Raw genomic sequence first — 17,068 nt, forward strand, 5'->3', positions numbered from 1 at the left:
TCCCTTGGTCTGTTCGAAGGGTTGACCGCACGCCTGTGCGCCCCTACGGTCGCGGCTGAAAACAGTTGCTGTCATTTTCGGCAACTTCTTGCGACAGGGACGTCGTACAGGAGGAGAAATGGCAAGAAAGACCGTGGCCGCTGCACTCGCCCTTGTGGCAGGAGCCGCCGTGGCCGTCACGGGAACCCCCACCGCACAGGCCTCGGCCCCTGGCGAGAAGGACGTCACCGCGGTGATGTTCGAGTGGAACTTCGCCTCGGTGGCCAAGGCCTGCACCGACCAGCTCGGTCCCGCGGGTTACGGCTACGTGCAGGTCTCACCGCCCCAGGAGCGCATCCAGGGATCCCCGTGGTGGACCGCCTACCAGCCCGTCAGCTACAAGATCGCCGGACCGCTCGGCGACCGCACCGCCTTCAAGAGCATGATCGACACCTGCCACGCCGCAGGGGTGAAGGTCGTCGCCGACTCCGTCGTCAACCACATGGCCGGACCGTCGGACCCCAACGCCACCTACACCGGCACCGGCGGATCCACCTACAGCAAGTACAACTACCCCGGCGTCTACTCCGGCGCCGACATGGACGACTGCCGCGCCACCATCTCCAACTACCAGGACAAGGCGAACGTCCAGAACTGCGAGCTCGTCAATCTCGCCGACCTCGACACCGGCGAGGCGTACGTGCGCGGCCGGATAGCCGCCTACCTCAACGACCTGCTGTCGCTGGGCGTCGACGGCTTCCGCATCGACGCAGCCAAGCACATCCCGGCCGCCGACCTCGCCAACATCAAGTCCCGGCTGACGAATCCTTCCGCCTACTGGAAGCAGGAGGCCATTTACGGCGCCGGCGAGGCCGTCTCCCCGAGCGAGTACCTCGGCAACGGCGACGTCCAGGAGTTCCGTTACGCCCGTGACCTCAAGCGGGTCCTGCAGAACGAGAAGCTCTCGTACCTGAAGAACTTCGGCGAGGCCTGGGGCTACATGCCGAGCGGCCAGTCCGCCGTGTTCGTCGACAACCACGACACCGAGCGCGGCGGCGACACCCTCACCTACAAGTCCGGCGCTTCCTACACGCTGGCCTCCGTGTTCATGCTGGCCTGGCCCTACGGCTCCCCGGACGTCCACTCCGGCTACGAGTGGACCGACAAGGACGCCGGCGCCCCCAACGGGCACCAGGTGAACGCCTGCTACAGCAACGGCTGGAAGTGCCAGCACGCCTGGCGCGAGATCTCCTCCATGGTCGCCTTCCGCAACACCTCCCGCGGACAGGCCGTCACCGACTGGTGGGACAACGGCAACAACGCGATCGCGTTCGGCCGCGGCACCAAGGCCTACGTGGCGATCAACCACGAGACCTCGGCCCTCACCCGCACCTTCCAGACCTCCCTGCCCGGCGGCTCCTACTGCGACGTGCAGAGCGGCAAAGCCGTGACCGTGAACTCCACCGGCCAGTTCACGGCCACCCTCGGCGCCGACACCGCCCTCGCGCTGCACGCCGGCGCCCGGACCTGCGCCGCCCAGGCGGTCACCGCCGGCGCCTCCTTCAACGTCAACGCCACCACGGTGACGGGCCAGAACGTCTACGTCACCGGCAACCGCGCCGAACTCGGCAACTGGTCCCCGGCCGCCGCCCTCAAGCTCGACCCCGCCGCGTACCCCGTGTGGAAGCTCGCCGTGACGCTGCCCGCCGGAACGGCCTTCGAGTACAAGTACATCCGCAAGGACGAGGCCGGCAACGTGACCTGGGAGTCCGGTGCCAACCGCACCGCGACCGTCCCCGCCTCGGGCCAGGTCGCCCTGAACGACACCTTCCGCAACTGACGTTCCCCGCGTCCCAGGGCCGCCCCGACCGGGGCGGCCCCCCTTCCCGTCCTCCTGGGAGCATTCCCGTGACACGCAAGAGAACGGCGGTCGTCCTGGCCGCCGCGCTGTGCGCCGCCCTCGTGCCCGGCATCCCCGCCACGGCCTCGCCGCGGCCCCCGGCCCCGCCCTCCGACCGGGCCCTCGCGGCCACCCCGGCCCGCCACGACCTGACCCGCGAGCAGTTCTACTTCGTCCTGCCCGACCGCTTCGCCAACGGCGACGCCTCCAACGACCGCGGCGGCCTCACCGGCAGCCGCACGGCGACCGGCTTCGACCCGGGCGACAAGGGCTTCTACCAGGGCGGCGACCTCAAGGGCCTCACCCAGCGCCTCGACTACATCAAGGGCCTCGGCACCACCGCCATCTGGATGGCGCCGATCTTCAAGAACCGGCCCGTCCAGGGCGAGGGCAAGGACGCCAGCGCCGGCTACCACGGCTACTGGATCACCGACTTCACCCAGGTCGACCCGCACTTCGGCACCAACGACGACCTCAAGCGGCTGATCGCCACCGCCCACGCCAAGGGCATGAAGGTCTTCTTCGACGTCATCACCAACCACACCGCCGACGTCGTGGACTACGAGGAGAAGTCCTACGGCTACCTCGCCAAGGGCGCCTTCCCCTACCTGACCAAGGACGGCGTGCCCTTCGACGACGCCGACTACGCCGACGGCACCCGGCGCTTCCCCGCCGTCGACCGCGACTCCTTCCCGCGCACCCCCGTCGTCGCCGCGGACGAGAAGGACGTCAAGGTCCCCGCCTGGCTCAACGACCCGACGATGTACCACAACCGGGGCGACTCCACCTTCGCAGGCGAGTCCTCCTCGTACGGCGACTTCGTCGGTCTGGACGACCTGTGGACGGAGCGTCCCGAGGTCGTCGAGGGCATGGAGAAGATCTACCAGCGCTGGGTGCGCGACTTCGACATCGACGGCTTCCGCATCGACACCGTCAAGCACGTCAACACCGAGTTCTGGACCCAGTGGGCCACGGCCCTCGACGAGTACGCGGCCAGGCGCGGGCGCAAGGACTTCTTCATGTTCGGCGAGGTCTACTCCGCCGACCCGGCGGTCACCGCCCCGTACGTGACCGAGGGACGCCTCGACGCCACCCTCGACTTCCCCTTCCAGGACGCCGCCCGCACCTTCGCCTCCCAGAGCGGCCCCGCCGACAAGCTGGCGAACCTCTTCGCGCAGGACTACCGCTACACCACCGACAAGGCCAACGCCTACGAGTCGGTGCCCTTCCTCGGCAACCACGACATGGGCCGCTTCGGCACCTTCCTCAAGCAGGACAACCCCCGGGCCGGCGAGGCCGAACTCCTCCAGCGCTACCGCCTCGCCAACGAGCTGATGTTCCTCAGCCGCGGCAACCCCGTCGTCTACTACGGCGACGAGCAGGGCTTCACCGGCGCCGGCGGCGACAAGGACGCCCGGCAGAGCCTCTTCGCCTCCCGGACCGCCGACTACCTCGACGACGACCAGCTCGGCACCGACCGCACCCACGCGAGCGACGCCTACGACACCACCCACCCGCTCTACCGCCAGATCGCCGAGCTCTCCGCGCTCACCCGGAAGCACCCCGCGCTGCGCGACGGCATCCAGCAGGAGCGCTGGTCCCAGGGATCGGTCTACGCCTTCTCCCGCACGGACGCCCGGCAGCGCACCGAGTACCTCGTCGCCGCCAACAGCGCCACCACCCCGCAGACGGTCACCGTGCCCGTCGACTCGGCCGCCTTCCGGGTCCTGTACGGCGGCACGGGCGCCGTCACCGCGAAGGACGGCAAGGTCACCGTGACCGTCCCGGCCCTGTCCGCCGTCGTCCTCAAGGCCGACCGGCCGCTCCCGGCCCCGGCCACCGCGCCGCGGCTCACCCTGAATCCCCCCGCCGCCGGCGCCACCGGCACCGTCGAGCTCGGCGCCGACGTCACCGGCGGCGGCCTGAACCGCGTCGTGTTCGCCGCCCAGACCGGCAACGGGCCGTGGCAGGTCCTCGGCTCCGCCGACCACGCGCCCTACAAGGTCACCCAGAAGGTCACCGCGCCCGCCGGAACCGCCCTGCGCTACAAGGCCGTCGTCGTCGACGGCGCGGGCCGCACCGCGAGCGCGACCGCCGCGACCACCAGCGGCGCCCCGGCCGTCGAGCAGCCGCCGACCGCCACCCAGCGCGACTACGCGGTCGTCCACTACAAGCGCGCCGACGGCGACTACGCCGACTGGGGCCTGTACACCTGGGGCGACATCGCCGACGGCGAGGGCACCAGCTGGCCCGCGGGCAAGCCCTTCACCGGCCGCGACGCCTACGGAGCCTTCGCCTACGTCAGGCTCAAGCCCGGCGCCTCCTCGGTCGGCTTCATCGCCGTGAACAAGGACGGCGTGAAGGACACCGAAGCCGACCGCAGCATCGACCTCTCGAAGACCGGCGAGGTCTGGATCGAGCAGGGCCGGCCCGAGGTCCGCACCTCCGCCCCCGACGGCGCCTACCCGCCCCAGGACACCACCAAGGCCGTCCTGCACTACAAGCGTGCCGACGGCGACCACACCGGGTGGGGCCTGCACACCTGGACCGGCGCCGCGAACCCCACCGACTGGAGCAGGCCGCTCCAGCCCGTCCGCACGGACGCGTACGGAGCCGTCTTCGAGGTCCCCCTCGCGGCCGGCGCGACCTCGCTCAGCTACATCCTGCACAAGGGCGACGAGAAGGACCTGCCCACCGACCAGTCCCTCGACCTCAAGGCCGCCGGCCACGAGGTGTGGCTGCTCGGCGGACAGGAGAAGTACCTGCTGCCGCAGCCCAAGGGCAGCGGCGCGGCCCTGGACCTCACCAAGTCCCAGGCCGTCTGGATCGACGCCGACACCATCGCCTGGAACGGCAGCGACGCCGCCGCCTCCACCGTGCTCCTCGCCTCCCGCGAGGGATCGGTCACCGTGCAGGACGGAGCCCTCGCCGGCGACCGCACGGTGCTCCGCCTGAACCGTACCCGGCTCACCGACGCACAGAAGGCCGCCTACCCGCACCTGAGGGCGTACGGGGCGTACACCGTGGACCCGCGGGACCGCGACCGTGTCCGCGCCGCCCTCCGGGGCCAGCTCGTCGCCGCCCAGTACGCGGCGAACGGCGCCGTCCTCACCGCCACCGGCGTCCAGACCGCCGGCGTCCTCGACGACCTCTACGCGGCGAAGGCCACCGGCGCCGCGCTCGGCCCGGTCTTCCGCAGCGGCCGCCCCACCCTGTCGCTCTGGGCCCCGACCGCGCGGTCCGTCGCCCTCGAACTCGACGGCAGGACCGTCCCGATGCGCCGCGACGACGCCTCCGGCGTCTGGTCCGTCACCGGCACCCGGGGCTGGACGGGCAAGCCGTACCGGTACGTGGTGAAGGTCTGGGCGCCCAGCGTCCGGAAGATCGTCGAGAACCGGGTCACCGACCCCTACTCCACCGCCCTCACCACCGACTCCGCGCGCAGCCTCGTCGTCGACCTCGCCGACCCGGCCCTCGCGCCCGCGGGCTGGAAGACCCTGCGGAAGCCCGCCGCCGTGCCGCTGCGCGACGCGCAGATCCAGGAACTCCACATCCGCGACTTCTCCGTCGCCGACCCCACCGCCAAGGCTGACCACCGGGGCACCTACCTCGCCTTCACCGACGGCGACAGCAAGGGCTCCCGCCACCTCAAGGCCCTCGCCGCCGCCGGTACCTCCTACGTCCACCTGCTGCCCGCCTTCGACATCGGCACCATCCCCGAGAAGAGGTCCGAGCAGACCGCGCCCGCCTGCGACCTGAAGGTCTACGCCCCCGACTCCGAGGAGCAGCAGGCCTGCGTCACCGCCGCCGCGGCCAAGGACGCCTACAACTGGGGCTACGACCCGCTGCACTACACCGTGCCGGAGGGCTCGTACGCCACCGATCCCGAAGGCAGCCGCCGCACCGTCGAGTTCCGGCGGATGGTCCAGGCCCTCAACGGCGACGGCCTGCGCACCGTCATGGACGTCGTCTACAACCACACCGTCGCCGCCGGACAGTCCGACAAGTCCGTCCTCGACCGGATCGTCCCCGGCTACTACCAGCGCCTCCAGGCCGACGGCTCCGTCGCCACCTCCACCTGCTGCGCCAACACGGCGCCCGAGAACGCCATGATGGGCAAGCTCGTCGTCGACTCGGTCGTCACCTGGGCCAAGGAGTACAAGGTCGACGGCTTCCGCTTCGACCTCATGGGCCACCACCCGAAGGCGAACATCCTCGCCGTCCGCAAGGCGCTGGACGCGCTGACCGTCGAGAAGGACGGCGTCGACGGCAAGGCGATCGTCCTCTACGGCGAGGGCTGGAACTTCGGCGAGATTGCCGACGACGCCCGCTTCGTCCAGGCCACCCAGAAGAACATGGCCGGCACCGGCATCGCGACCTTCTCCGACCGGGCCCGCGACGCCGTCCGCGGCGGCGGCCCCTTCGACGAGGACCCCGGCGTCCAGGGCTTCGCCTCCGGCCTCTACACCGACCCCAACGCCTCGGCCGCCAACGGCACCCCCGAACAGCAGAAGGCCCGGCTGCTCCACTACCAGGACCTGATCAAGGTCGGGCTCTCCGGCAACCTCGCCTCCTACACCTTCACCGACACCTCCGGGCGCACGGTCAAGGGCTCCGAGGTCGACTACAACGGCGCCCCGGCCGGCTACGCCGCCGCCCCCGGCGACGCCCTCGCCTACGCCGACGCGCACGACAACGAGAGCCTCTACGACGCCCTCGCCTTCAAACTGCCGGCCGGCACCCCGGCGGCCGACCGGGCCCGTATGCAGGTCCTCGCCATGGCCACGGCCACCCTCTCGCAGGGGCCGGCGCTCTCCCAGGCCGGCTCGGACCTGCTCCGCTCCAAGTCCCTCGACCGCAACTCCTTCGACAGCGGCGACTGGTTCAACGCGATCCACTGGGACTGCCGCGACGGCAACGGCTTCGGCCGGGGCCTGCCACCGGCCGCCGACAACGGCTCCAAGTGGTCCTACGCGAAGCCGCTGCTCGCCGACCCGGCCGTGGCCCCCGGCTGCGCCGAGATCGACGGCGCCTCCGGCGCCTACCGCGACCTGCTGAGGATCCGCAGCGGTGAGCCCGTCTTCTCCCTCGACACGGCCGCCAGGGTCCAGGACGCGCTGTCCTTCCCGCTCTCGGGCCGCGACGAGACCCCGGGCGTGATCACCATGCGCCTGGGCGACCTGGTCGTCGTCCTCAACGCCACCCCGCGGGAGCAGCGTCAGACCGTGGGCGACCTGGCCGGCAAGGGATACCGCCTGCACCCGGTCCAGGCGAACGGCGCCGACATGGTGGTCAAGGCCGCCGCGTACGAGCAGGGCTCCGGCACCTTCACGGTCCCGGCCCGCACGGTGGCCGTCTTCACCGCGCGCTAGCGGCGGGGCACGCGACGAGGGACCGTTCGCCCAGCGGACGGTCCCTTGTGCGCGGGGCGGGCGCCCGGTCAAGCTGTGCCCCGACATCCGCATCACCAGGAGCGACTCCCATGCCGCACATCACCGTCGACTACTCCGCGCCCCTCGACCGGCGCGGCTTCGCCCGCGCGCTGCACCCGGTCGTCGTCGAGACGGTCGAAGCCCGCCTCGCCGGCTGCGTCACCAGCTTCCGCGAGATCGAGGAGACCGTGGTCGGCGACGGCGCGGACGGGGCCGCGCTCGTCCACGTCGACATCGCCCTGCTCCCGGGGCGCAGCGCCGAGGCCAAGGCCCGGCTCTCCGCGGCGGTCCTCGCGCTGCTGCCGGAGTACCTCAAGGACGCAGAGGGCGTCACCCTCACCGCCGAGGTGCGCGACCTCGACCCCTCCTACGCCAAGCGCTGACCGGGGATCTCCGGAACCAGCGCCACGAGCCGGCCCACCAGTTCGCCGAACGGGCCGTCGGCCGGCTCGTCGGCGATGATCCGGACCAGGATCTCCGCCATCTCGGTGTCGTAGGCCGCGCTCACCGCCGCGAGCGCCGCGAAGTCGTGCACGAGCTGCAGTTCCAGCTCCGCGCGCGGCACCCGGCGGCCGTCCAGCCAGAGCAGCGCGGTCGTCTCGGCGAGCGACACCCAGGAGCGGACGACCAGTTCGAGCCGCGCCGAGGGGCTGTCGACCTCCAGATGGGCCAGGATCTGCTCGTACGCGGCCTGCCGCACCTCGTCGATCATCGCGTTGGTGGTCGAGGAGCCGACCGCCGGGCCGCCCCGCATCAGCGCGGCGAAGCCCGGTCCGTGGTCGTCCACGAAGTCGAAGAACCGGCCCATCACCCGCAGCAGACGCGCCCCGAGCGGGCCCTGCGGCGGCTCCAGGAAGCGGGCCGCCAGCTCGTCGGCGGCGCGGCGCAGCGCGGCCTCGTACAGGGACTGCTTGCCGGGGAAGTAGTGGTAGACGAGCGGCCGCGAGATGCCCGCGGCGGCCGCGATCTCGTCGATGGAGACCTCGTCGGGGGAGCGGTGGCTGAACAGCTCAAGGGCCACCCCGATCAGTTGCTGTTTGCGCTCCTCGACGCCCATCCTGCGGCGCACCCCGGTCGTCATGCGAACAGCCTAACGGGAGTCCTATACGCTCCCGGCACATGAGCGCTTCTGAGCAGGCCCCCGAGCAGGACACCGCGGACGCGGCGGACGAGCCCGACGCGACCGACGAGCCGGACGCGACGGACGAGCCGGCCGGCCTGACCCCCCGGCAGGCGCGACTGCTCCGGGTGGTGGCCGGTTCGGTCCTGCTCGTCGTGACGGGCGCCGTGCTGGTGGCCCGGCTGGCCAGTCACACGTCGGTCCTCGTCGTCGGGGTGTACGGGCTCGCCATGATCCTCTGCGGGGTCGTGATCGAGCTCTCCCGCAACGGGCGCACGCGGCTTGCCACCTGGCTCCTGGTGGGCGGTCTGGCCACCGCGTTCGCCCTGGACTGGCTGGTCCTCCCGTAGCGGCTACAGATCGAGGACGAGCCGTTCCCCGGCGCACCGCGAGACGCACAGCAGCATGGAATCGTCCCGCTCGGCGTCGGTGAGCAGCTCGTCGCGGTGGTCGATCTCGCCCGCCAGGACCCGCTGCCGGCAGGTCCCGCAGAAACCCTGCTCGCACGAGTAGAGGAGGTCCGGCACGACCTCGCGGACCGCGGACAGCACCGACCGGTCGGGGGCCACCGTCAACGTCCGCCCGGTACGCCGGAGTTCGACCTCGAAGGCCTTGCCGCCCTCGGTCCGGGCGGCCGAGAAGCGCTCCAGACGCGGCGTCCGGCCCTCGGGCAGGGCGGCGCCGACCGCCGCCATGAGGCCCTCGGGGCCGCAGCAGTAGACCTCCGTCGCGGCGCCCACCGAGGCCAGGAACGCGAGGTCGGGGCGGCCGTCCTCGTCCTCGGCGACCACGGTGGTCCGGTCCTCGCCGAGGGCGGCGACCTCGGCGAGATACGGCATGGCGGCCCGGCTCCGCCCGCAGTAGAGCAGCCGCCAGTCCGCACCTGCGGCCTCCGCGGCCCGCACCATCGACAGGACCGGGGTGATCCCGATGCCGCCCGCGACGAAGACGTACGAGGGCGCGGGGGCCAGCGGGAAGCGGTTGCGCGGCCCGCGGATCTCGATCTCCGTGCCGACGGGCAGCTGTTCGTGGACCTCGGCCGAACCGCCGCGGCCGCCCTGCTCGGCCTCGATGAGGCGGGTGGCCACCGTGTAGGCGGCGCGGTCGTCCGGGTCGCCGCACAGCGAGTACTGGCGGACGGTGCCGGAGGGCAGCACGAGGTCGATGTGCGCGCCGGGCTGCCAGGCGGGCAGGTCGGAGCCTTCGAGCCGGAGCTGGACGACGCCCTCGGCGGGCGTGGCGCGTGCGGCGACGCGCACCCGCCGGGTGACGGTGGCCTGCCGGCCCCGCCCGGAGACCGGCTCCTCCAGAGCGGGCAGCGGCCACAGCGGCGAGGCGGTGATCCGGCGCCGGAGCGCCCGCTTGACGAGCAGGGCGCCGCCGGCGGCGAGGACGACGGTACGGATGCGGGGCACGGTCAGCGACCTCCGTTGGCGCCGGGCGAGCCGGCCAGGTAGGCGACGGCCTGGGCGGTGTCGCCCTCCTGGGAGGGGTGGTAGCCCCGGCTCAGGTAGCGGGGGATGGAGCGCAGCATGTCCGGTGTCGACGGCAGGACACCGGCGCGGCCCTTGCGGACGAACTGGCCGACGGACGGCTTGGCGTCGAGGAGCGTGGGGTCGTTCTCCATGAAGAACCGCACCCCGCGCTGCCACAGGAACACCAGCGCGGTGAAGGCCGTCGCCCAGGTCCGGGCGCGCCGCCGGTAGCTGCCGTCGAGGTGCAGGAACAGCTCGAAGGCCACCGAGCGGTGCTCGACCTCCTCGGCGCCGTGCCAGCGGAGCAGGTCCAGCATGACCGGATCGGCGCCGACCCGGTCCAGCTCCTCGGCGTTGAGCACCCAGTTGCCGAGGAAGGCGGTGTAGTGCTCGATGGCGGCGATCAGTGCGACCCGCTCCATCAGCCACCACCGCCGGGGGCGCCCCGGCGGCAGCGTCCGGTCCCCGAGCAGCTTCTCGAAGAACCAGTCGACCTGGGCGGTGTACGGCGTCGGGTCGAGGCCCAGCCGCTTGAGGTGCGGCAGCACGTCGTCGTGCGCCTGGGAGTGGACGGCCTCCTGGCCGATGAAGCCGATGACGTCCGCGCGCAGCCGGTCGTCGGTGATGTAGGGGAGCACCTGCCGGTACACGTGCACGAACCAGCGTTCGCCGGCCGGGAGCAGCAGGTGCAGCACGTTGATGGTGTGGGTGGTGAACGGGTCGTCGGGCACCCAGTGAAGCGGGGTGTCGTCCCAGTCGAAGGACACCTTGCGAGCCTTGAGCTCGATGTGTTCCGACGCCACCGGTGCAGGCTGCGTATTAGACATGGCGTCAATGTACTGAGCGGTAAGCGAACCGGCCAGATCCCGCGCAGCCCCTTTTTCGCACCGGTTCCTCGCGCCGGCTCCCCGTACCGGCTCTTCGCGTCGGCTCTTCGCGTCGGCTCTTCGCGCCGGTTCCTCGCGCCGGCTCTTCGCGCCGGTTCCTCGCGCCGGCGACGTCCCGTCAGCGCAGGGCGTGCAGGCGGGTGCCGTCCGCGAGGGTGCCCGTCAGGTCCGCGCGGCTCCCCTGGGCGGCCTTCACCGCCAGCACGTGCCCGTCGGCGCGGCCCCTCACCCCGCCCGACAGCGCCAGTGACGTGAAGTCCTCCGATCCCGCCGCCAGTACGTACCACTGGCCACTTCTCGCCTGCCAGACGACCCCTGCCAGGACCCGCGGATCCCGCGCCCCGCAGGCCGCCGACCCCTCCGAGCGGGCGGCCAGCGCGGCCGTGCCCGTCGTGCCCGGCGCGCGGAAGAGCGCGAGGCTACGGTTCCCGGTGCCCCGCCACGTCTCCGCCCGCGCGCACAGCCACTCGGCGCTCCCCGCCCCCTCGGGCAGCCGCTGCGTCGTGTACGCCCAGGAGTTGACCGACCGCACGCCGTGCGAGCGCACCGCCAGGAGCTGGCAGGCCGCCCGCGCCCACTCCTCCCGCGCCGCCCCGCCGGTCACGTCCGCCGGCCGGCCGGGCGGGCCCGAGGTGAGCCGCGCCGGGGCCAGTTCGCCCAGGTCGGTCAGGAGTCGCTCGCCCGTCGCGTCGCGCAGCCGCAGCGCGCTCCACCGCGTACAGCTCCGCGCCGTCACCGGGCTCGGGATCGGCTCGGTCACCCCGTACCGGTCCCGCACGAGGACCCGCGCGGCCTTCGCCGGCACCAGCAGGTCCCGCACGGCCGCCTCCGTCACCCACGGGGCCGTCAGATAGCGCACGTTGCCGGCCGCGCGCGACACCACCAGCGCCGCCGAACCCACGGCGTCCGCCCCGTCCGTACGCGCGAAGTCCAGCGCCGCGCCGCTCGTGCTCCCCACCGGCTCCGCGTACCGCACCACCCGCAAGCCGTCGAAGAACAGCACCACGCGCACCGCGTCCACCTCCCCCGCGAACAGCAGCTGCGGCGGCCCCATCGGCGGCCCCACCGGTGTGGCGGGCGTCGCCGAGGCGTGCACGGTCGGCCCCGGCCTGGCCCACACCGCGAGCGCCCGGCGCAGCAGCGCCGTGTCGCCGGCGAGCCCGCCACGGGCCGGCCACACGGAGAAGTCCGTCCGTGACGCGTACCGCCAGTCGGCCGGGCCGATCCGCTTCACCCCGGCCGGATCCAGCGCCGCCTCCGCCGCCGGATTGCGGGCGTACGCGGGGGCCGCAGCACCGTTTCTGCCCCATCCGTCCCCGGGTAGCCCGAGCAGTGCCCCGCAGACGAGGAGGGCGACGGCCGCCGCGGCCGCGGCCCGGCCGTGCTGGCGTCGCCGCATCAGATCCGTCGGCCGCGCCTGGAGCGAGCACGGGTCGAACTCCGGGGACTCCAGGAGCGCGTAACGCGCCTCGACGCCGTCCGCCTCCCCGAGCGCGGCCGCCGGCTCCTCGACCCCGGCGGCGGCCAGCACCCGCAGCACCTCCGGGTCGCCCTGCCGCTCCAGGCCGCGCAGCACGTACGCCGCCCGCGCCGGTCCGGAGAGCGCGGACAGGCGCTGGTCCAGGGCCAGTTCGTCGGCGCCGCCCGCGCGCGGGAACAGCCGCAGCCCCCACACGTGCGGCAGCAGCGGCGGGAACTGCGCCCGGTGGGGCAGCGCCCGGCGCCGCAGCGGCAGCCCGGCGATCAGCGCCTGCCGCAGCACCTCGCCCCGTACGTACGCGTACCCCGGGTCGACCGCGTCCTCCGTGGCCCGCCGCGCACCGGGCACCGCCCCGGCGGTCCCGTGGACGCGCCGCCGCGGCAGTGCGCGCTGCACCAGCGCGTGCGCGGTGAGCACCCGGCGGTTGCGCCCGAGGGAGGGCGGCAACACCAGATAGGCGATCCGGACGAGCCGCGGATAGTGCTCGACGAGCGCGGCCTCGGCCTGCTCGACGTCGACCGGGCCGGAGGAGTCGGGAACGGGGGAGGAGGGGGCGAGTTCCTGGGTGCTCACGTTCAGCAGAACGAGCGAATCATGCGATGGTCACCCCGGCGGCTCGCCGCCCCGGCGGCCCGCCGTCCCCGCCGCGTCGGCCCGGCCCCCGGTCGCCGGCCTGCCCCGCTGCCCGACCCCAGACCTGCCCCGCCCCCCCGGTCGCCGGCCTGCCCCGCTGCCCGGACCCCGGCCGCCCCCGCCGTCCCGCCGCCCGCCGCGCACTCCGGACGGCCCGCACTCCGGACGGCCCGCCCTCAGGTCGGCCCACCCTCAGGCCGCGTACACCGTCAGGCGCTCGCGGATGACCGCGACCGTCTCGTCCGGGACCCCGAGCCCCTCCCGTACGTACTTCTCCATCGACCCGTGCCGCACCGCGACCTCGTCCTGGGCCGCCTCCAGGTACCCCGGTACGACCCCGAGCAGCGCCAGTGCCAGCTCCGGGTCGCCGCCCTGCAGCGTGAAGCCCTCGATGAGCGGCGCGAAGGCCTCCCGTACCGCCGGATTGACCGCAAGGTACTCGTCCGTCACCGTCCTCTCGTCCGCGCCGAGCAGAGAGAGGACCACGGTCGCCGCCCACCCCGTGCGGTCCTTGCCCGCCGTGCAGTGGAAGAGCAGCGGGCCGGCGTGGGGGTCGCCCAGCTCCATGAGGAGCGCCCGGTACGACGCGCGGGCCGAGTCGCTGCTCACGAAGGCCCGGTAGGTCCGGGCGAAGGCCGCCTGCGCCCGGCCGCCGCCCAGGTGCTCCTCGGCCAGCGCCGGATCGGACAGCAGCGTCTTGAGCCGGGCCGCGGGCGGCAGGCCGCTGGTCGCCAGGAAGTCGGCGAGCACGTCCGCGACGACCAGCCGCCCGCCCGGCGGCACGCGGTCGGGCCGCTCGGTGCGCTCGGCGGCGGTGCGGAAGTCGACGACGGTACGGATGCCGAGTCCGGCCACCACCGGATCCTCCGCGTCGAGCCGGTCGAGCTGCCCGGAACGGAAGACCAGGCCCTCGCGGACGCTGCGGCCCTCGCCGAGGGGGAGGGTGCCGAGGTCGCGGAGGTTGGCGACGGTGGTGGCGGGGATGGCGGGCATGCGGCGAATCCTCCGATACCGGTGCGAAAGGCACGTTGCCTACGAACGTTAACCGATGGGCGGGGGAGGCGATCACCGGTGCCGGGTGCCGGGGTGACAGCATGGGCGCACCATGACGCACACCCGGTCGCCCCTGCGCGCCCTCCGGGCCGCACTGTTCGCGGCGGTGTGCGTGGTGTTGGCGGCTGTGGGGCATTCGTCCATGTCCGCCCACGTGATCCCGCCCGGCTCCCTCCTCGCCGCCTTCGGCGGGGTGGCCGCCCTCGCCTGGTCCGCCGCCGGCCGCCGCCGCGGAACCGCCGCCCTCGCGACCGGCCTGACGGCCGTCCAGGGCATCCTGCACCTGCTCTTCGGCCTGGGGGAGAACCCCGGGCCGGCCGGCACCACGCCGGGCGCGGCAGGGACGGCGGGGATGCAGGGCATGCCCGGGATGACCGGGGCGGCGCACACCGGGACCGCGGAACTCGCGGCCGACGGCGCCGGCGCCCTCGCCGGAACCGCCGCCGAACTGCCCGCGGCGGTCCTCGCCGACCCCTTCCTCACCCACGCGGCCCACGCGGCGCACCTGACCCACACCGGACCCCTGGCGCAGGGCCACGCCATGGGCGCGGGCTCCGGCGCCGGGATGCTCGCCGCGCACCTCCTGGCCGCCCTGGTCTGCGGGCTCTGGCTGGCCCGGGGCGAGGCCGCGCTGTTCGCACTGGCCCGCACCGTCGGCGCGTCCACGTTCAGCCCGCTGCGCCTCGCGCTCGCCGTCGCGCGCGTCCTGGTCCCCGTGGCACCGTCCCTCCGCCCCGTACGCGTCAGCCCGTACACCTGCCGCCTGCACGGCGTCGTCCTCGCGCACACGGTCTCCCGGCGCGGCCCGCCCGACCGGCCCGCACCCCGCGCCACGGCCCTCGGAGCACGCGTCTGACGTGATCGACCGGGGGTCGCCTCCCCATGTCGACACACGACGCACGACACGACTCCGACTCGAGTCACGACTCCAAGGACCGTCATGACCCTCGACGACCTCGCACGCCCCGACACCCCCGAAACGGCGGACGGACCCCCGGGCGGCGGCCGGGCGAGCGGCTGGGCCGCGCTGCGCCCGCTCGTCCTGCGCCTGCACTTCTACGCGGGCGTCCTCGTCGCCCCGTTCCTGCTCGTCGCCGCCGTCAGCGGACTGCTGTACGCGCTCTCCTATCCGGCCGAGAAGGTGCTCTACGCGCACGAGCTCGAAGTCCCGGTGCCGGACGGCGCCACCGCCCTGCCGCTCTCCCGCCAGGTCGAGGCCGCCCGCGCCGCCGATCCCGACGGCACCGTCACCGCCGTCTGGCCCGGCGCCGAGCCCGGGGCCACCACCCGGGTCCTCATGGCCGACCCGGACGTCCCCGAGGGCACCTCGCTCGCCGTCTTCGTCGACCCCTACACCGGCGACATACGCGGACAGCTGCCCAGCTACGGCAGTTCCGGGGCGCTCCCGCTGCGCACCTGGCTCTCGCAGTTCCACGTCGACCTGCACCTCGGCGAGTTCGGCCGCAACTACAGCGAACTGGCCGCCAGCTGGCTGTGGGTGGTCGCCCTCGGCGGCCTGCTGCTGTGGCTGGGCCGCCGCCGCAGGAACCGCCGAGCCCTCTTCCTGCCCGAGCGCGGACCGAAGTCCCGCCGCCGCACGCTCTCCTGGCACGGCACGGTCGGCCTGTGGGCCGTGGCCGGTCTCGTCGCCCTGTCCGCCACCGGTCTCACCTGGTCGCGGTACGCGGGCGAGAACATCGGCTCCGTCCAGGACCGGCTCGGCGGCGCGACCCCGACGCTCTCCGCGGGCCTCGCCGGCGGCGCCGGCGCGGGCGGCGAGCACGCGGGCCACGGCGCCGGACACCACCCGGCGCCCGCCGCCCAGGGCGCGGACGTCGGCATCGACAAGGCGGTCGCGGCGGCCCGCGCCGCCGGCATCGACAGCCCCTCGATCTCCGTCGTCCTGCCCGCCGAGGGCAGCGGTTACGTGGTGAAGGAGACCGACAAGCAGTTCCCGGCGCAGCTGGACTCCGTGGCCGTGGACCCGGCCGACGGCACCGTCCTCGACAGCCTCCGCTTCGCCGACTACCCGCTGCTCGCCCAGCTCACCCGGATCGGCATCGACGCCCACATGGGCGTCTACCTGGGCCTGTTCAACCAGCTCGCGCTCGCCGCCCTCGCGCTCGCCCTGGTCCTGCTGATCGTCTGGGGCTACCGGATGTGGTGGCTGCGCCGCCCGGGCCGCCCGGTCGCCCGCGGCACCTGGCGCAGGGTCCCGCCCACGATGCTGCTCCCGCTCCTCGCGGTGACCGCGCTGGTCGGCTGGTTCGTGCCGCTGCTCGGCATCAGCCTGGTGGCCTTCCTGGCCGTCGACCTCGCCCTGGCGCTCGTCGCCCGGGCGAGGTCACGGCGAACCGCCTGATCAGGGCGTGTACTTGTAGCCGACCCGCCGCACGGTCTGGATCGTGTGGCGGTGCTCGGCGCCCAGCTTGCGGCGCAGCCGGGCCACGTGGACGTCCACGGTCCGGCCGTCGCCCACGTGTCCGTACCCCCACACCGTCGTGACCAGCTGGTCCCGGGTGTGCACCCGGTGCGGGCGGGCGACGAGGTGGGCGAGCAGCTCGAACTCCAGATACGTCAGGTCGAGCGCCCGCCCGTCGACGCTGGCGATGCGCTGCACGCTGTCGATGGTCACCGGCCCCTGCTCGATCTGGGCCTCCGGAGCCCCCAGGTGCGCCGGCGGCTGCTGGTCGGCGGGCAGCAGGACGAGGTACCCGACCATCGGCGGCCGGCCCGGCAGGGTGGGCAGCGCGTGCGGCGGCGCGGGCAGGAGCGTGGCGCCGGGCGGCAGGAAGTCGGCGACCTGCGCGAGCCCGGCGACCTCGTCGGGCGCGACGGCCCGCAGACGGGGACGGGCGGCGGTCAGGGGAGTGGCGGCAGCCTGGGTGTGGGCCATGGGAGTCTCAGCTCTTTCGCGCGAGTTACGAACGGACGGGGCGTCGTACGTCTTGCGCGTCGGCCGAAGGCCGCGGGACCGGCATCCGAGCCGGTCGGGGCTTTAGAGGGCCGACGCGTTCCTCACGCGCCGACAGCACCGGTCGAAGTCGTGGTGCTGCCGGGAAGGCCAGAACGGCTCGAGGTCGTGGCGACCCGTCGCGGTGTCGTTCTG

Annotated in this window: 12 protein-coding genes; 6 read left to right on the plus strand and 6 right to left on the minus strand. The window is 73.6% G+C overall.

Annotated elements, in window-relative coordinates:
• The first annotated feature begins 118 nt into the window (after positions 1 to 118).
• From ACIRQF_RS23880 to ACIRQF_RS23890, 3 genes are all read left to right on the plus strand, one after another.
• Complete coding sequence (locus ACIRQF_RS23880) at positions 119 to 1,819, plus strand: carbohydrate-binding module family 20 domain-containing protein (protein WP_404094862.1); 1,701 nt, start codon at positions 119 to 121, stop codon at positions 1,817 to 1,819.
• A 68-nt stretch (positions 1,820 to 1,887) separates the two neighbouring features.
• The gene (pulA, locus tag ACIRQF_RS23885) at positions 1,888 to 7,251 is read left to right on the plus strand and encodes a pullulanase-type alpha-1,6-glucosidase (protein ID WP_404094865.1); all 5,364 of its coding nucleotides are present in this window, start codon (positions 1,888 to 1,890) and stop codon (positions 7,249 to 7,251) included.
• A 110-nt stretch (positions 7,252 to 7,361) separates the two neighbouring features.
• The gene (locus tag ACIRQF_RS23890) at positions 7,362 to 7,694 is read left to right on the plus strand and encodes a 5-carboxymethyl-2-hydroxymuconate Delta-isomerase (protein WP_376637599.1); all 333 of its coding nucleotides are present in this window, start codon (positions 7,362 to 7,364) and stop codon (positions 7,692 to 7,694) included.
• On the opposite strand, the gene ACIRQF_RS23895 is transcribed toward ACIRQF_RS23890, so the two are convergent.
• Positions 7,679 to 8,392, minus strand: coding sequence for a TetR/AcrR family transcriptional regulator (locus ACIRQF_RS23895; RefSeq protein WP_376637600.1), 714 nt, complete (start codon positions 8,390 to 8,392; stop codon positions 7,679 to 7,681). The genes ACIRQF_RS23890 and ACIRQF_RS23895 overlap by 16 nt on opposite strands.
• Positions 8,393 to 8,430: 38 nt before the next feature.
• Between ACIRQF_RS23895 and ACIRQF_RS23900 the strand changes: the two genes are divergently transcribed.
• Positions 8,431 to 8,781: a hypothetical protein gene (locus tag ACIRQF_RS23900; protein ID WP_376637601.1), complete on the plus strand. Its 351-nt coding sequence runs from the start codon at positions 8,431 to 8,433 to the stop codon at positions 8,779 to 8,781.
• Between the two features lie 3 nt (positions 8,782 to 8,784).
• On the opposite strand, the gene ACIRQF_RS23905 is transcribed toward ACIRQF_RS23900, so the two are convergent.
• The 4 genes from ACIRQF_RS23905 to ACIRQF_RS23920 form a co-directional block, all read right to left on the minus strand.
• Positions 8,785 to 9,846 carry a PDR/VanB family oxidoreductase gene (locus ACIRQF_RS23905; protein ID WP_404094869.1) on the minus strand — a complete coding sequence of 354 codons (1,062 nt, stop codon included), beginning with the start codon at positions 9,844 to 9,846 and terminating at the stop codon, positions 8,785 to 8,787.
• 2 nt (positions 9,847 to 9,848) lie between these two features.
• Positions 9,849 to 10,733, minus strand: a complete 885-nt coding sequence (locus ACIRQF_RS23910; RefSeq protein WP_382483730.1) for a metal-dependent hydrolase — start codon at positions 10,731 to 10,733, stop codon at positions 9,849 to 9,851.
• Positions 10,734 to 10,911: 178 nt separating this feature from the next.
• Positions 10,912 to 12,846: a hypothetical protein gene (locus ACIRQF_RS23915; RefSeq protein ID WP_404094872.1), complete on the minus strand. Its 1,935-nt coding sequence runs from the start codon at positions 12,844 to 12,846 to the stop codon at positions 10,912 to 10,914.
• A 252-nt stretch (positions 12,847 to 13,098) separates the two neighbouring features.
• On the minus strand, positions 13,099 to 13,899 hold the full coding sequence (locus tag ACIRQF_RS23920) for a tyrosine-protein phosphatase (RefSeq protein ID WP_404094874.1): 801 nt from the start codon (positions 13,897 to 13,899) through the stop codon (positions 13,099 to 13,101).
• A 112-nt stretch (positions 13,900 to 14,011) separates the two neighbouring features.
• Between ACIRQF_RS23920 and ACIRQF_RS23925 the strand changes: the two genes are divergently transcribed.
• Both ACIRQF_RS23925 and ACIRQF_RS23930 read left to right on the plus strand, forming a co-directional pair.
• Entirely contained in the window at positions 14,012 to 14,815 is an 804-nt protein-coding gene (locus ACIRQF_RS23925; protein WP_404094876.1) for a hypothetical protein, read from the plus strand.
• Between the two features lie 84 nt (positions 14,816 to 14,899).
• Entirely contained in the window at positions 14,900 to 16,321 is a 1,422-nt protein-coding gene (locus tag ACIRQF_RS23930) for a PepSY-associated TM helix domain-containing protein (RefSeq protein WP_404094878.1), read from the plus strand.
• Here the strand turns inward: ACIRQF_RS23930 and ACIRQF_RS23935 are convergent, their stop codons facing one another.
• Positions 16,322 to 16,855 carry a winged helix-turn-helix domain-containing protein gene (locus tag ACIRQF_RS23935; protein WP_376637608.1) on the minus strand — a complete coding sequence of 178 codons (534 nt, stop codon included), beginning with the start codon at positions 16,853 to 16,855 and terminating at the stop codon, positions 16,322 to 16,324.
• Between the last annotated feature and the right edge of the window lie 213 nt (positions 16,856 to 17,068).

This window comes from Streptomyces sp. NPDC101191, assembly GCF_044767915.1.
Lineage (GTDB): Bacteria > Actinomycetota > Actinomycetes > Streptomycetales > Streptomycetaceae > Streptomyces.

What these genes read in the sequence shown, in the direction of transcription:
- ACIRQF_RS23910 (WP_382483730.1), bottom strand. Translation starts at nt 10,733, where the DNA reads ATGTCTAATACGCAGCCTGCACCGGTGGCGTCGGAACACATCGAGCTC.
- ACIRQF_RS23900 (WP_376637601.1), top strand. Translation starts at nt 8,431, where the DNA reads ATGAGCGCTTCTGAGCAGGCCCCCGAGCAGGACACCGCGGACGCGGCG.
- ACIRQF_RS23925 (WP_404094876.1), top strand. Translation starts at nt 14,012, where the DNA reads ATGACGCACACCCGGTCGCCCCTGCGCGCCCTCCGGGCCGCACTGTTC.
- ACIRQF_RS23880 (WP_404094862.1), top strand. Translation starts at nt 119, where the DNA reads ATGGCAAGAAAGACCGTGGCCGCTGCACTCGCCCTTGTGGCAGGAGCC.
- ACIRQF_RS23895 (WP_376637600.1), bottom strand. Translation starts at nt 8,392, where the DNA reads ATGACGACCGGGGTGCGCCGCAGGATGGGCGTCGAGGAGCGCAAACAG.
- ACIRQF_RS23935 (WP_376637608.1), bottom strand. Translation starts at nt 16,855, where the DNA reads ATGGCCCACACCCAGGCTGCCGCCACTCCCCTGACCGCCGCCCGTCCC.
- ACIRQF_RS23890 (WP_376637599.1), top strand. Translation starts at nt 7,362, where the DNA reads ATGCCGCACATCACCGTCGACTACTCCGCGCCCCTCGACCGGCGCGGC.
- ACIRQF_RS23930 (WP_404094878.1), top strand. Translation starts at nt 14,900, where the DNA reads ATGACCCTCGACGACCTCGCACGCCCCGACACCCCCGAAACGGCGGAC.
- ACIRQF_RS23920 (WP_404094874.1), bottom strand. Translation starts at nt 13,899, where the DNA reads ATGCCCGCCATCCCCGCCACCACCGTCGCCAACCTCCGCGACCTCGGC.